Below are 12,696 nucleotides of genomic sequence, written 5' to 3'. Positions count from 1 at the left end.
ACACCTTTGCGATGGCATAAGCCATTCCAGCAGTGCAGGAAATAGGTTACTATATCCCGCAATGCTGACAGATCTGCCGAATGTCCTGACAATCTCGCGTATTGTAGCCATACCCATTGTGGTCACTCTGGCTGCATGGGGGAGCCCGCGTACAGATGCCTTGGCGTGTCTGCTGTTTATTCTAGCGGGAATAACCGATTATTTTGATGGCAAGCTGGCCCGTTCACGCCATCAGATGTCAGATTTCGGGCGCATGTTTGATTCCATTGCAGATAAGCTTCTGGTTGGGGCTTGTCTGATGGTTCTGGCTGGTTTTGCGCGCCTGCCTTATCAGGGGTTATGGCCTGCCATTATTATTCTGTGCCGTGAAATTCTGGTGTCCGGCATGCGGGAATATCTGGCAGAACGCCGCGCACGCTTGCCTGTAACCCGTTTGGCAAAATGGAAAACCGGCTTCCAGATGACAGCCATTGGTTTTTTGCTGGCGGGGGATGGCACAGGCGCTTTATTGGGTATGCCGTGGCTGCCAGTTGCGCTTATTGGTGCTGTATTACTTTGGATTTCTGCGGTGCTTACATTGATAACCGGCTGGGATTATTTAACAACCGGCCTACGTCATGTTGAAATGTAAAAAACTTTGTTACTATTTTAGTAATACGTTGCATCTATTCCAGAAAAATAACTTCATTTTGCTGCATCGCCTTGTGTCTGGTGGATAAACCGTTATTTAGCATGAGGTGCGGTTCTAAAAGGCCGCAATCGCAGGCAGGGAATGATTCGCCTGCTGTTGAAAGATGATGATTGCGGAGTCAGGGCATGCGGAAAGCCGCTCTTCTAGGTTTATGTATGATCGTGAGCGGATGTGCAGGCTTTGACAAGTTTGTCTCGGATACAGCAACGCTTCCGGGTGAAAACCCCAATGCAGCCACTGGGGATGATTTAAACATGCGGCGGATCAGGGGGCAGTCTGCTGTAGATGTTCCTATCCTGCCAGAAGGCGGTAATATGTGGCCCGGCCCGCCAACGCCGCTACCTACGCTGGAAGATGTTGAAAAAGACCGTGCTGGCACCGTGTTGGGTGGAGACTCTGCCACAGGCCCGCAGCTTCCTGATGGCGAGGAAATGAGTATTGGCGAAAAAGAAGATATTCGCCACGGTGTTATCGGGGGGGGCACGGCAGGTAAACTGCCAGATGCAGAACCAGATGTTTCCAGCAAATACGGGGCGCATCGTGGTAATGGGGCCCCCATTGAAATCCCAAATGATGATGGTACCATTACCTTGATCCAGCCAGATGGATCCGTTAGCACCATCAAAGATAACCGTTCTACCGTACATCATTAACCGCTACGCTGTTGAAGCGTGGCAGATGAAACGGCTGAAAACTCAAACCGCAGTAGGCAGGCCATGACAGGCTCCGTAAATATTCTTTATTTTGCCGCCCTGCGTGAGCAACTGGGGCGCGAAGGCCAGCAGGTTACTCTGCCATCCAATAGCATGCCTGTAGCGGCTTTGGTGCAGGAACTGCGCCAGCACGATGCTAAGCTGGATGAGGTGTTTGCAGCTACGCCTCGCATCCGTGTGGCCATCAACCAAAAGCTGGGCGGGTTTGATACCTGCGTGCAGCCGGGTGATGAGCTGGCGTTTTTCCCCCCCATGACGGGCGGCTGATACTCATGTCTGTCCGTGTTCTGGTGCAGCAGGCAGCTTTTGACACAGGGGCTGAAACCTTGCGCCTTTCCAACCTTTCCGAACACATTGGCGGTATGGGTCTGTTTGTAGGGCAGGTGCGTGGTGGAGATGGCTTGCTGAGCCTGACACTGGAACATTATCCGGGCATGACGGAAACCATTCTCAACCAACTTGCGCAGGATGCCATGCAGCGCTTTAGCCTGCTTGGGTGCACACTCATACACAGGGTTGGCCGGTTAGAAGTGGGCGAACCCATTGTGCTGGTTGGGGCTGCTGCGGCCCATCGGGGGGCCGCGCTTTCAGCCACATCGTTCTTGATTGATCGGCTTAAAACCGGCGCGCCGTTTTGGAAAAAAGAAGAATTTGCCAATGGCCATACCGCGTGGGTGGATGCGCGGGAAGAAGATGAACACGCTGCGGCGGCATGGACGCGCACAGCGCCTTCATCTTCCTGACCTTACGGCTTTTCAGGACAATACTTTATAAATAGCATGGGTGAGTTTGCGTAAATCCTGTTTTTCAATAGTAAAGGCAGGTGTTAGGTAAACAATATTGCGGAAAGGGCGTATCCACACGCCTTCGGCAATAAAACGTTGGCGCAATGCATCCGGGTTACTGATTTTTTCTAGTTCTACAACACCAATAGCCCCAAGTGTGCGCACATCCTTTACGCCGGGCAGTGTGCGGCAGGGTTCTAGCGCCTCAGTTAGAAACGCGTTGATAGCTTGGACTTGCTGAAGGCGTGGCTCGGTTTCAAAAAGATCAAGCGACGCATTGGCGCAGGCGCAAGCCAGTGGGTTGGCCATAAAGGTGGGGCCGTGCATTAACGCATGTTCGGGGTTATCAGAAAGAAAAGCCTCAAACACATGCTGGCGCGCTACTGTGGCGGCAAGGGCCATGGTGCCCCCGGTAAGCGCTTTTGAAAGCGTGATAATATCGGGCACAATACCAGCCTGTTCGCAGGCAAACATGGTGCCTGTTCGGCCAAAGCCGGTGAAGATTTCATCTAAAATCAGCAGAACATCATGGTCATCCGCAGCTTTGCGCAAGGTGCGCAGTGTTTGCGGAGAATGAAACAACATGCCGCCAGCCCCCTGCACCAAAGGTTCGGTGATAATGGCGGCCAGTTCGTGCGCATGTTTTGCCAACAGATTCAGAAAAACGGCCGTGCTGGCCTCATCTACTGGCAGCGGGGAGATGACGTGCTCCATCAGGGCAGAGCCATAGAGATGGTGCATGCCCTCTTCCGGATCGCAAACAGACATGGTGGCCAGTGTGTCTCCATGATAGCCGCCACGGAACGCCAGCATTTTGGTGCGTTTGGTCTGTCCTTTGTTCAAGCGGTACTGAATGGCCATTTTCATGGCGACTTCTACAGAAACCGAACCTGAATCCGTAAAGAACACCCGCTCCAGATCTCCGGGCAGCATGGCGCATAATCTGCTCGCCAGGCGTAGGGCGGGTTCATGCACCATGCCGCCAAACATTACATGTGGCATGGTTTCCATTTGCTGGCAGACGGCTTGGCGAATATGCGGGTGATTATAGCCGTGGCAGGCTGTCCACCATGCCGCTACGCCATCCACCAGTTCCCGGCCGTCTGTTAGGGTAATGCGCGTGTTGTGCGTGCTTGCGGCGGCAAGTGGCGCGGGGGCTGTTTTCATCTGGCTATAAGGCAGCCAGATATGGGGCAGGCCCTGCGTGTACCATTCCGGCATGGAAGATAAAGATGAGCCGGAAGCTTCTGTCATGGAATGTTTCCCCATAGATGATTGACCCGCCCTTCAGGCTGCGGCACCACATGTTACATGACGCGGTTTGATAATCTTTTCCAGAAGGGGCTGGCGGATCTGTCTGCTCAGGGGCGTTTGCGCACCTGTCAGCAATGGCAATATGCGGGTGGTGCGCTGCTCAAACGTTCAGATGGCGTTGTGGTCACAGATTTTTCGTCCAACGATTATCTGGGCCTGCGCATGCACCCTTTGTTGCATGAGCGCGCATCCGCTTGGGCACAGGCAGAAGGCAGCGGTAGCGGTGCTTCCCGGTTGGTAACGGGTACATCCCCCCAGGCTTGTGCGCTGGAAAAGCGCGTGGCGCGGCTAAAGCATATGCAGGCGGCACGTTTGTTTTCTTCCGGCTGGCAGGCCAATGCCTCGCTGGTGCCAGCTTTGGCGCGGCTTTCTGCGCAGGTATGTGGTGCTCCCGCCGTTATTCTGGCGGATAAGCTTATTCATGCCAGCCTGTATCATGGTTGTGCGGCAGCAGGTGTCCGTCCGATTCGGTTCCGCCATAATGATGTGGCGCACCTTGAAAGCCAGCTTCAGAAAATCGAAGGTGCGGGCCTACGCATTGTGCTGACAGAAAGCGTGTTCAGCATGGATGGTGATGTGGCGGATATTGCCGCATTGCATGAGGTTGCCCAAAGATACGATGCGTTACTGTGTGTAGATGAAGCCCACGCAACCGGCATACTGGGGCCAGAAGGTGCCGGGCTGGCAAACGGGCTGGCAGATGTGGTGATTGGCACATTCAGCAAGGCCTTAGGCAGTATGGGCGCGTTTATTGCAGCATCTGAGGGCCTATGCAGATGGTTGGATAACGCAGCTTCCGGTTTTATTTATTCCACCGCGCCGTCTCCTTTGGTGTTGGGGGCCGTTGATGCAGCGCTTGATCTGCTGCCGCAAATGGATACCCAACGCGCTCATGTTGGCGCACTTGCCGCCAGCTTTCGCCAGAAAATGCACGATGCCGGGCAGGATACCGGGCCATCAAGCACCCAGATTGTACCCATTCTGGTCGGGCAGGAGGCACAAGCACGCGCTCTGGCCCAGAAAATGACAGAGGCGGGTTTTCTTGCTGTGGCTATTCGCCCGCCCACTGTGCCACCGGGGGGCTGCCGTTTGCGGGTGGTTTTTCATGCCAACCATACATGGGCGCAAATGGAGGCTTTGGCTGAGACATTTATCTGCGCCAGCAAAGGCATGGCGTAATGGCGCGGCTTTTACCCGTATTTGTGCATGGCTGGGGGTTTGGTCCGGAATTCTGGCAACCCGTGCTTATGCAACTGAATTGGCCAGATGCCGTAACGCTGGATCTGGGTTTTTTGAAACCACAAACCACTGGTGCAGAAAAAACGGTTACGTTGGATGATCTGCGCCAAAGCCAGCACCCCATATTGGGGATTGGCCATTCCCTTGGGTTTATGTGGTTGATGTTGCAACGCAGGCAGGGCGTTTGGCCAGCCGAAAGCAGGTTTGCAGGTATCAACACGTTTGCCTGTTTTGCCAGCCGAGAAGATTTTCCTGAAGGTGTGGCTCCGCGTATTGTGCAACGCATGATACGTGGCTTGGGGCGTGAACCTGCTGCGGTGGTGAATGACTTTCGCCAGCGTTGTGGGGCATCTTCCATTTTGGCGGAACGCTGCCAGCCAGAAGAACTGGCATATGGGCTGGATATTCTGCGCGCGGAAGATGCACGGGCAGATTTACCATTAGGCCCATTAGATGTGTTGGCGGGGCGGCAGGATGAAATTGCTTCACCCCGTATGACCGAGGCCTCTTTTCCCGCTTCGGCCCACATAGAGTGGGTAGAAAATGGTGGCCATTTGCTTCCTCAAACGCACCCGGTTGAATGTGCCCGGTTTTTGGAAACGCTGCGCAACAGGATGGAGCAACAACCATGAAAACACCCACCCGCGCCGCGCGTATTTGCAAAAGTTTTGATGCTGCCGAAAAGTATGATCAAGCTGCCACGGTTCAGCGTGTGGCGGCGCGTGAATTGTTCCAGCGCATACAAACCAGCATGGCGGGCAAAAATCCCCCGCGCATTTTGGAAATTGGCTGTGGCACAGGATTACTGACAGAATATCTGCACGCTTGCTGGCCAGAAGCAGAAATTCTGGCAACAGATTTTGCCCCGAATATGCTGGCACGGGCTAAAATGCGGCTAGGAGAAGCTGTTTCCTACCATCAGATGGACGCTGCCGCGCCGGATGTTTCTGGCCCGTTTGATGTGATTTGTGGCAATCTGATTATGCAATGGCTGCCTGAACCAGCAAAGGTTTTGCGCAATCTTGCAGGGCTTTTGGCTCCGGATGGTGTGTTTGCGGTTTCAACATTACTGGACGGTACATTTGCTGAATGGCAGCAGGCTTGCCAGCAGGAAGGGCAGCAGGCGGCAACCCCGGTTTATCCAGAATTGGCCGATGCACAAAGTTGGCGACCGCCCGCGTTTTCTGGTGGTTGGGCTGAACAGGATATTGTGCAGGCTTTTGCAGATGGGATGGATTTTGTAAGGCATCTGAAAGCAACAGGTGCATCTACCCCGCGTGAAGGGGCCGTACCATTATCTGCAGTTCAGTTGCGCCGTGTTGCCGTGCGGTTTCAGCAGGCAGGATGCGCCGTTACGTGGCGGGTTGGGTATGCCTGTTTTCGCAAACCGCCACGTAAGGGTGTGTTTGTAACGGGCACAGATACCGGCATAGGCAAAACCCTTGTGTCTGCTTGCTTGGTGCGGCGCTGGCAGGGCGCTTACTGGAAGCCCCTGCAAAGCGGTTTGGCGGATGAAGAAGGGGATACCCCTACGGTTAAGCATCTTGCGGGGGATGCACCTTGCTTCAAACCCGCAGGGGCTTTTCTTGCATCGCTTTCCCCCGATGCTGCTGCGCGTGCGGAAGGCGTGCAGATTGATCAGGCCCAACTGGTGCTACCCCAAGGTGAAGCAGACAAACCATTGGTTGTAGAAGGCGCAGGCGGCCTGATGGTGCCCGCAACGCCAGAGCTGATGATGATTGATCTGGCACAGCGTTGGGGCTTGCCCGTCGTGCTGGTGGCACGTAGCGGGCTAGGCACGCTCAATCATACTTTGTTGAGTTTGGAAGCCCTACGCACGCGGCAGATTGCCGTGGCCGGTGTGGTGTTAAGCGGCCCGCTTAATGCAGAAAACCGTGAGACCATAGCGCAAAAAGGCAAGGTGCGTATTTTGGCAGAAGTGCCATTTTGTGCGGAAATTACGCCTGCTGTGGTTTCCGAACTGGCAAAGCTTTTTCCGCAATGGGATGATATTTGCCCGGAATAGAAAAACAGATGCCTGCGGGGGAGGTTTTTTGCCACGCAGGCATTTTGCTTAATACTGCCTGATAAGCCCAGCCAAGCAGCCCTGAATACGCAGCTTTTCAGCCGGAACAATACGGGTTTCGTAACTGGAATTGGCAGGTTCCAGCGCAATCATGTTGCCCTTGCGGCGCAGGCGTTTGAGCGTCACTTCATGCTCATCAATCAACGCCACTACAATCTGCCCGTTTTCGGCTTGATCCGTGCGGCGGATAATCACGTTGTCACCATCCAGAATGCCGGCATCCACCATGGAATCTCCAGCTACTTCCAACGCGTAATAATCTCCCGTACCCAGCATTTCTGTTGGAACAGTGAGAACGTGGGAGGCATCTGGCACGGCTTCTATGGGCAGGCCTGCTGCAATGCGCCCATAAAGCGGAATTCTTACGGTTTCAGCCTTGGGCCGGGTAAAGCTGGCACGCACCACATTGGGTGGCAATTCTTGCATTTCTGGCAGTTGAATAACTTCCAAAGCCCGTGCCCGATGATGGTGGCGGCGCAAAAAACCGCGTTCTTCCAGCCCGGAAATCAGCCGATGAATGCCAGATTTGGAGCGCAGGCCCATGGCTTCACGCATTTCATCAAAGGAAGGCGAAAAACCTGTCTGTTTGAGGTGCGAATCAATAAAAAGCAGAAGTTTGTGCTGTTTGCGCGTTAGCATATCGCACCTCAAAAGCGGCTGTCGTAATGAAAAGAAAATCTTGGCCTTGTTCTATATAAGTTCTCTTTTTGTGTCAAGGGAGAGATCAGGGCAGGCGGATAATCTGGCAGGGCATGCCTGCTTTTTGTGCTGGCGCAAAGGGAGCACGAATGACCAGAGCCTGGCTTTGCCTGAGAATATTCAGCTGGGCTGAATCCTGCCGGGAAAAAGGTGTGGCCACAGGTACAGTGCCTTGTGGGGAGGGCGCAAGTGTTGCGCGTAAAAAATCCTGCCTGGTATCGTTTTCTTTTACATCACAGCCCAGAATGGCGGGTTCTGTTTGCAGTTCGGTGCCAACGGGTAGGCCCATAAGGGCGTGCAGGGCAGGGGTTACAAATACGATGGAACATACCATGGCAGCCACCGGGTTACCGGGCAGGCCAATAATGGGTGTGTTTCCAAGCTGGCCAAACATCAACGGTTTGCCCGGGCGCATGGCAATTTTCCAGAAATCCTGCTGCAACCCAATTTCAGCCAGCGCAGGGCGGACAAGATCGTAATCTCCCACACTTGCGCCACCAATGCTTACCAGCATGTCCAGCGTGGCCGCTTGGCGGAACTGGGTTGTCAGGCTTTCCATGTTATCTCGTGCAATGGGGAGCATAATTGTTTCTGCGCCCTGTTGCTGGAGAAGCGCTGCCACCATGAAGGAGGCGGAATTAAAAATGCCATCCGCAGGGGCTGGGTCTCCGGGCAGGATAATTTCATCACCCGTGGCCAAAATACCCACGCGCGGGCGGCGCGAAACCGTAAGCCAGACATGCCCACCCGCAGCCGCCAACCCGATATCACGCGGGCCGAGTCTGCGCCCTGCTGGCAATAACGTGTCGTTTTTCTGAAAATCCTGCCCCTGGTGGCGAATATACTGCCCTTGGCGCGCCGGAGCAGTCAGCTTGGCGTGGTCACCTTCACGCTGCACGTTTTCTTGAATGATAACGGTATCTGCGCCAGCGGGAATTTGCGCGCCGGTAAACAAGCGCACACATTCCCCTTTCTGCACGGTAACGGCGGAAGGGTGGCCAGCGGGCACTTCGTCCACAATGCGCAAAACTGCGCCTTCCAGCGCATCTTCCGCTTTGGCTGCGTATCCATCCATTGCGGAAACAGAAACCGGTGGATTGGCCGTGCGGGCATGAACCGGCTGGGCCAGCACCCGGCCACAGGCGTGTGAAAGCGGCACAATTTCCTGCCCGCATGTTTTTAGGTTTTCAAGAATTCGGGCGCGCGCAACAGCCACATCCAGCATAAAAATTCCTCCTTTTTGGGCCTGTTGCACCGCTTTGATGCAAGAATACTTGACCTTTTGCACTTGTATGCGCATTTTGCCGGCACTTGAACACCGTCGGTGCCGTTTATGCGGCTCCGTACATCATGCTCTGCTGAGGAAGTCATGGCCAAGACCAACGTTATCAAGATCCGTCTCGTCTCCACGGCGGACACCGGTTACTTCTACGTGACCAAGAAAAATGCTCGTGCACATACCGGCAAAATGGAACTCAAGAAGTACGATCCGGTTGCGCGCAAGCACGTCGTGTTCCGCGAAGCTAAGATCAAATAATCTGCATTCTTCGGAATGTGGATACGAAAAACGGCGCTCTCGGGCGCCGTTTTTTTATGCCTGATTGTGCCAGAAAAATGCGTTATCCAGCACAGATCTTAAGGGAAGGCGCTTAAAATAGCGGGTCTCGCCTATCGTAAGGCACAACAATATCGTTACGGTCTGCCATGTTCAGCATGGCGCGGGCGCGTTCATCCAGAATATCTGTATCCAGAGATTGCTCACGCAAGCCATTTACGCGGCGGTGCCATGCGGCCTGCTCAGCAATAGCATCCTGTTTGGATTGCTTGGCCTGTTCCAGCAGACCTAATTGCTGCTTATAGGCCTGAATACCATGATCGCCCTGCGTTGCGTTCCAGCCAAAATAGCCCGCAATGCCAAGAAAAACCAAAGGGGGCACAACCGCCCGCACTGTGCGACGAATGAAACGACCGATCTGCACTCTGGCGCTGCCTTTTTTCTGGTTCTGTGCAGCTTAGCCTGCACCTCTGGGTCTTCCTTTCTGTCTAAACCATGAAGTGTGGCAGCGCCAAGGCATGAGGGCATGAAAAAAGCCACCTCCGGGTGGGGAGGCAGCTTTTTTGCAATCTGTTGCGCCAAAAGCGCTGTAGCTTACGCGTTTTTCAAAATGGTGCGGCCTGCATAGCGTGCAGCGGTTGCCAGTTCCTGCTCAATACGAATGAGCTGGTTGTATTTGGCTGTCCGATCAGAACGGGAGAGAGAGCCGGTTTTGATCTGTCCGCAATTTGTAGCCACAGCCAGATCCGCAATGGTGGAATCTTCCGTTTCACCAGAACGATGGCTCATAACCGCAGTGTAACCAGCACGCTGGGCCATTTGCACGGCTTCAAGTGTTTCCGTAAGCGTACCAATCTGGTTAACCTTCACCAGTAGGGAATTGGCAACACCAGCCTGAATGCCACGGCGTAGGCGTTCTGGGTTGGTTACAAACAGATCATCCCCAACCAGTTGGACTTTTTTGCCCAGTTCCTGCGTGAGCAGGGCCCAGCCTTCCCAGTCATCTTCGGCCATGCCGTCTTCAATGGAAACAATCGGGTAACGGCTCACAAGGTCAGACAGGTAGGATACCATACCAGCGGAATCGAATTCCTTGCCTTCGCCTTTCAGGTTGTATTTGCCGTCTTTAAAAAATTCGGTGCTGGCGCAGTCCAGCGCAAAGGTTACGTCCTCACCAGGGCGGTAGCCTGCAGCTTCTACGGCGCGGGTGATAAAGCCCAGTGCTTCATCGGCAGATTTAAGGGCAGGGGCAAAGCCGCCTTCATCCCCAACATTGGTGTTGTAACCAGCAGCGCTCAGGGCTTTTTTGAGCTGGGCAAAAATTTCCGAACCCCAGCGGATGGCATCGGCCACAGTAGGCGCACCCACCGGCTGCACCATGAACTCCTGAATATCAATGGGGTTATCTGCATGCTCCCCACCGTTAACAATGTTCATCATCGGCACGGGCAGAACATGGGCAAACACGCCGCCAATGTAGCGGTACAGCGGAACATGCAGTTCGGCTGCCGTGGCTTTGGCAATGGCAAGAGAGACACCCAGAATGGCGTTCGCACCCATACGGCTTTTGTTGGGTGTGCCATCCAGATCGATCATGGCGTTGTCGATATCAAGCTGATCTGCCGATTCGGCACCCTGTAGCGTGGGCAGGATTTCGTTTTCAATGTTCTCAACAGCCTTGAGAACACCCTTGCCGCCAAACCGCTTGGGGTCACCATCACGCAGTTCTACGGCTTCATGCGCACCGGTTGAGGCCCCAGAAGGAACAGCCGCACGCCCTCTGGCGCCGGATGCCAGCTCCACATCTACTTCAACCGTTGGGTTGCCGCGGCTGTCCAGAATTTCACGTGCGATAATGTCAACAATGGCACTCATTGGTGTTTCCGTTCCTTTATTGTCTGGCCTCTGGCGGGCAGAAGCCGGTGTTCTTCTTTTTGGTTCCGGGCGGAACACGGTGGGCAGGGTAAACCTGCCTACGGTTGCTAGTGGCCGCTTGTTGGGCTTTTCTGTCAACCATATTGGGTATGAAATTATCAGGTAAAGGCCTGCTGCACGTTCATGAAAAAACTTCCATTTCTGGCTGTCGTGCTCATGGCGGCAGGGCTTTTGCCCTTTGTTGCTTGCACATGCGGCATTGTATTTTTCGATTCCGGCGTGCCAGTGCCCAATCTGTTAATGGCGTTGGTCATTTACGGGGCGGTGTGCCTGTCCTTTATTGGAGCCGTGCATTGGGGGCTGGCGCTGGAGCTTGATCGCGCCATTTTAACAAGCGGGGCAGACAGGGCAGATAATTTGCGCCTGGTCTTGGGGGTTGTGCCTGCCTTTGCCGGATGGATTGCTGCTTATCTGGCGTATGCATGGGTACCGCTTGCCGGGGTGATAATTTTGGCTGTGCTTTTCCCGCTGGTGGCATTGGCGGAGCGTGGGGCATGGCAACGTGGATGGTTGCCGCCCGGTTACATGGGCATGCGCTGGATTGCCACGGCGGTAACGGAATGTTGCCTGTTGATGGTGCTTCTTGTGCGCGCATTCTGAACATTAAAGCGGCATAAGCCCTTGCAGAAGCAGGGTTTGAGGCGTGTTATAACGCCAAGTTGCAGCAGCACATCGCCAGTAACGGAGGCAAGGTAGAGAGTATGAACGGCAAACCGCGCATTCTGGTAAAAGGGGCCGGTGTGGCGGGTATGACAGCCGCCGTAGCTCTGGCAGAACGGGGTGGAGATGTTACCCTGTATGACAGCGGAGGCCGCGTGGGGGCCGGGGCCTCATGGATGGCAGGCGGTATGCTTGCCCCATGGTGCGAGGCCGAATCTGCGCCAGAGGACGTAACAGCCCAATCTATCGATTCGGTAGATTGGTGGGCGGAGCACGTGCCTGATGTTACGCGTGAGGGCAGCCTTGTGTTGGCGCCTGCGCGGGATGTGGGGGAAATTGCCCGCTTTGGCCGCCGCACATCACATTTTCAGACTGTAGGCACGGTAGAAATTACCCAGCTTGAGCCAGATCTGGCAGGCCGTTTCCATAAAGGGCTGTTTTTTCCCGATGAAGGGCATGTAGATCCGCGTAAGGCCTTAAAGGCCCTTCTGGCGCGGCTGGAGCAATTGGGTGGCCGTGCCGAGTTTGGCGAAATAAGCCCGGATGAAGCCGCGTTTGACTGGGTGGTGGATTGCACCGGCTTGGCGGCGCGCAACAAGCTGGAGGGCCTGCGGGGCGTGCGGGGTGAAATGCTGCTGTTGCGTTGCCCGGATGTAACGCTGCATCGCCCTGTGCGCATGTTGCACCCACGCATACCTGTTTACATTGTGCCAAGGGCTGACCATGTGTTCATGGTAGGTGCCACCATGATTGAAAGCGAAAATGCCGGCAGCATGACGGTACGTTCCATGATGGAACTGCTGAACGCGGCATGGACCCTCCACCCAGGCTTTGCCGAGGCAGAAATTCTGGAAATGGGCACAGGTTTACGGCCATCTTACCCAGATAACATGCCGCGCGTGGTGCAGGATGGAAAACGCATTTATATCAACGGTATGTACCGGCATGGTTTTCTGCTTTCTCCCGCTCGGGCGCGAGAGGCGGCAGATTTGATATTTGGCGCACAAGCCTAAGGAGCA

At 54.6% G+C, this 12,696-nt stretch carries 15 protein-coding genes; 10 read left to right on the top strand and 5 right to left on the bottom strand.

Annotated elements, in window-relative coordinates:
- The first annotated feature begins 61 nt into the window (after window positions 1-61).
- The 4 genes from pgsA to ACP7IZ_RS01035 all read left to right on the top strand — a co-directional run bounded on the left by pgsA (window position 62) and on the right by ACP7IZ_RS01035 (window position 2,147).
- On the top strand, window positions 62-631 hold the full coding sequence (gene pgsA, locus ACP7IZ_RS01050; RefSeq protein WP_003623001.1) for a CDP-diacylglycerol--glycerol-3-phosphate 3-phosphatidyltransferase: 570 nt from the start codon (window positions 62-64) through the stop codon (window positions 629-631).
- A gap of 185 nt (window positions 632-816) precedes the next feature.
- Window positions 817-1,344, top strand: a complete 528-nt coding sequence (locus tag ACP7IZ_RS01045) for a hypothetical protein (RefSeq protein WP_426847503.1) — start codon at window positions 817-819, stop codon at window positions 1,342-1,344.
- A gap of 63 nt (window positions 1,345-1,407) precedes the next feature.
- On the top strand, window positions 1,408-1,671 hold the full coding sequence (gene moaD / locus ACP7IZ_RS01040) for a molybdopterin converting factor subunit 1 (RefSeq protein WP_426847502.1): 264 nt from the start codon (window positions 1,408-1,410) through the stop codon (window positions 1,669-1,671).
- 5 nt (window positions 1,672-1,676) lie between these two features.
- On the top strand, window positions 1,677-2,147 hold the full coding sequence (locus tag ACP7IZ_RS01035) for a molybdenum cofactor biosynthesis protein MoaE (RefSeq protein WP_426847501.1): 471 nt from the start codon (window positions 1,677-1,679) through the stop codon (window positions 2,145-2,147).
- A 12-nt stretch (window positions 2,148-2,159) separates the two neighbouring features.
- Here ACP7IZ_RS01035 and ACP7IZ_RS01030 read toward each other — a convergent pair whose 3' ends face one another.
- Window positions 2,160-3,458 (bottom strand): adenosylmethionine--8-amino-7-oxononanoate transaminase, encoded by a 1,299-nt coding sequence (locus ACP7IZ_RS01030; protein ID WP_426847500.1) that lies wholly within the window; start codon window positions 3,456-3,458, stop codon window positions 2,160-2,162.
- A gap of 42 nt (window positions 3,459-3,500) precedes the next feature.
- On the opposite strand from ACP7IZ_RS01030, the gene ACP7IZ_RS01025 reads away from it, so the two are divergent.
- The 3 genes from ACP7IZ_RS01025 to bioD are packed head-to-tail and all read left to right on the top strand — an operon-like array spanning window position 3,501 to window position 6,768.
- Window positions 3,501-4,682: an aminotransferase class I/II-fold pyridoxal phosphate-dependent enzyme gene (locus ACP7IZ_RS01025; RefSeq protein ID WP_426847499.1), complete on the top strand. Its 1,182-nt coding sequence runs from the start codon at window positions 3,501-3,503 to the stop codon at window positions 4,680-4,682.
- Window positions 4,682-5,374 carry an alpha/beta fold hydrolase gene (locus ACP7IZ_RS01020; RefSeq protein ID WP_426847498.1) on the top strand — a complete coding sequence of 231 codons (693 nt, stop codon included), beginning with the start codon at window positions 4,682-4,684 and terminating at the stop codon, window positions 5,372-5,374. The genes ACP7IZ_RS01025 and ACP7IZ_RS01020 overlap by 1 nt, the downstream gene beginning before the upstream one ends.
- Window positions 5,371-6,768, top strand: coding sequence for a dethiobiotin synthase (bioD, locus tag ACP7IZ_RS01015; protein WP_426847497.1), 1,398 nt, complete (start codon window positions 5,371-5,373; stop codon window positions 6,766-6,768). The genes ACP7IZ_RS01020 and bioD overlap by 4 nt, the downstream gene beginning before the upstream one ends.
- 48 nt (window positions 6,769-6,816) lie before the next feature.
- Here the strand turns inward: bioD and lexA are convergent, their stop codons facing one another.
- Window positions 6,817-7,467 (bottom strand): transcriptional repressor LexA, encoded by a 651-nt coding sequence (gene lexA / locus ACP7IZ_RS01010; protein ID WP_426847496.1) that lies wholly within the window; start codon window positions 7,465-7,467, stop codon window positions 6,817-6,819.
- Between the two features lie 85 nt (window positions 7,468-7,552).
- Complete coding sequence (gene glp, locus ACP7IZ_RS01005; protein WP_426847495.1) at window positions 7,553-8,827, bottom strand: gephyrin-like molybdotransferase Glp; 1,275 nt, start codon at window positions 8,825-8,827, stop codon at window positions 7,553-7,555.
- 69 nt (window positions 8,828-8,896) lie between these two features.
- Between glp and rpmG the strand changes: the two genes are divergently transcribed.
- On the top strand, window positions 8,897-9,064 hold the full coding sequence (rpmG, locus tag ACP7IZ_RS01000) for a 50S ribosomal protein L33 (protein ID WP_003623017.1): 168 nt from the start codon (window positions 8,897-8,899) through the stop codon (window positions 9,062-9,064).
- Between the two features lie 112 nt (window positions 9,065-9,176).
- Here rpmG and ACP7IZ_RS00995 read toward each other — a convergent pair whose 3' ends face one another.
- On the bottom strand, window positions 9,177-9,506 hold the full coding sequence (locus ACP7IZ_RS00995; protein WP_006115173.1) for an FtsB family cell division protein: 330 nt from the start codon (window positions 9,504-9,506) through the stop codon (window positions 9,177-9,179).
- Window positions 9,507-9,676: 170 nt separating this feature from the next.
- Window positions 9,677-10,957, bottom strand: coding sequence for a phosphopyruvate hydratase (gene eno / locus ACP7IZ_RS00990; RefSeq protein WP_426847494.1), 1,281 nt, complete (start codon window positions 10,955-10,957; stop codon window positions 9,677-9,679).
- Between the two features lie 183 nt (window positions 10,958-11,140).
- Here eno and ACP7IZ_RS00985 point away from each other — a divergent pair, with 183 nt between their 5' ends.
- Both ACP7IZ_RS00985 and thiO read left to right on the top strand, forming a co-directional pair.
- Complete coding sequence (locus ACP7IZ_RS00985; RefSeq protein ID WP_426847493.1) at window positions 11,141-11,617, top strand: DUF3429 domain-containing protein; 477 nt, start codon at window positions 11,141-11,143, stop codon at window positions 11,615-11,617.
- Window positions 11,618-11,718: 101 nt separating this feature from the next.
- The gene (thiO, locus tag ACP7IZ_RS00980; protein ID WP_426847492.1) at window positions 11,719-12,690 is read left to right on the top strand and encodes a glycine oxidase ThiO; all 972 of its coding nucleotides are present in this window, start codon (window positions 11,719-11,721) and stop codon (window positions 12,688-12,690) included.
- Window positions 12,691-12,696: the final 6 nt, after the last annotated feature.

Source organism: Acetobacter sp. AAB5, assembly GCF_050106715.1.
GTDB classification, from domain to species: Bacteria; Pseudomonadota; Alphaproteobacteria; order Acetobacterales; family Acetobacteraceae; genus Acetobacter; species Acetobacter oryzifermentans.
The sequence above is the reverse complement of the archived record's forward strand: the minus strand, read 5'-3'. Positions and strand labels throughout refer to the sequence as shown.

Coding starts and splice junctions, on each gene's coding strand:
- pgsA (WP_003623001.1), top strand. CDS start 62: ATGCTGACAGATCTGCCGAATGTCCTGACAATCTCGCGTATTGTAGCC.
- ACP7IZ_RS01045 (WP_426847503.1), top strand. CDS start 817: ATGCGGAAAGCCGCTCTTCTAGGTTTATGTATGATCGTGAGCGGATGT.
- moaD (WP_426847502.1), top strand. CDS start 1,408: ATGACAGGCTCCGTAAATATTCTTTATTTTGCCGCCCTGCGTGAGCAA.
- ACP7IZ_RS01035 (WP_426847501.1), top strand. CDS start 1,677: ATGTCTGTCCGTGTTCTGGTGCAGCAGGCAGCTTTTGACACAGGGGCT.
- ACP7IZ_RS01030 (WP_426847500.1), bottom strand. CDS start 3,458: ATGGGGAAACATTCCATGACAGAAGCTTCCGGCTCATCTTTATCTTCC.
- ACP7IZ_RS01025 (WP_426847499.1), top strand. CDS start 3,501: ATGACGCGGTTTGATAATCTTTTCCAGAAGGGGCTGGCGGATCTGTCT.
- ACP7IZ_RS01020 (WP_426847498.1), top strand. CDS start 4,682: ATGGCGCGGCTTTTACCCGTATTTGTGCATGGCTGGGGGTTTGGTCCG.
- bioD (WP_426847497.1), top strand. CDS start 5,371: ATGAAAACACCCACCCGCGCCGCGCGTATTTGCAAAAGTTTTGATGCT.
- lexA (WP_426847496.1), bottom strand. CDS start 7,467: ATGCTAACGCGCAAACAGCACAAACTTCTGCTTTTTATTGATTCGCAC.
- glp (WP_426847495.1), bottom strand. CDS start 8,827: ATGCGCATACAAGTGCAAAAGGTCAAGTATTCTTGCATCAAAGCGGTG.
- rpmG (WP_003623017.1), top strand. CDS start 8,897: ATGGCCAAGACCAACGTTATCAAGATCCGTCTCGTCTCCACGGCGGAC.
- eno (WP_426847494.1), bottom strand. CDS start 10,957: ATGAGTGCCATTGTTGACATTATCGCACGTGAAATTCTGGACAGCCGC.
- ACP7IZ_RS00985 (WP_426847493.1), top strand. CDS start 11,141: ATGAAAAAACTTCCATTTCTGGCTGTCGTGCTCATGGCGGCAGGGCTT.
- thiO (WP_426847492.1), top strand. CDS start 11,719: ATGAACGGCAAACCGCGCATTCTGGTAAAAGGGGCCGGTGTGGCGGGT.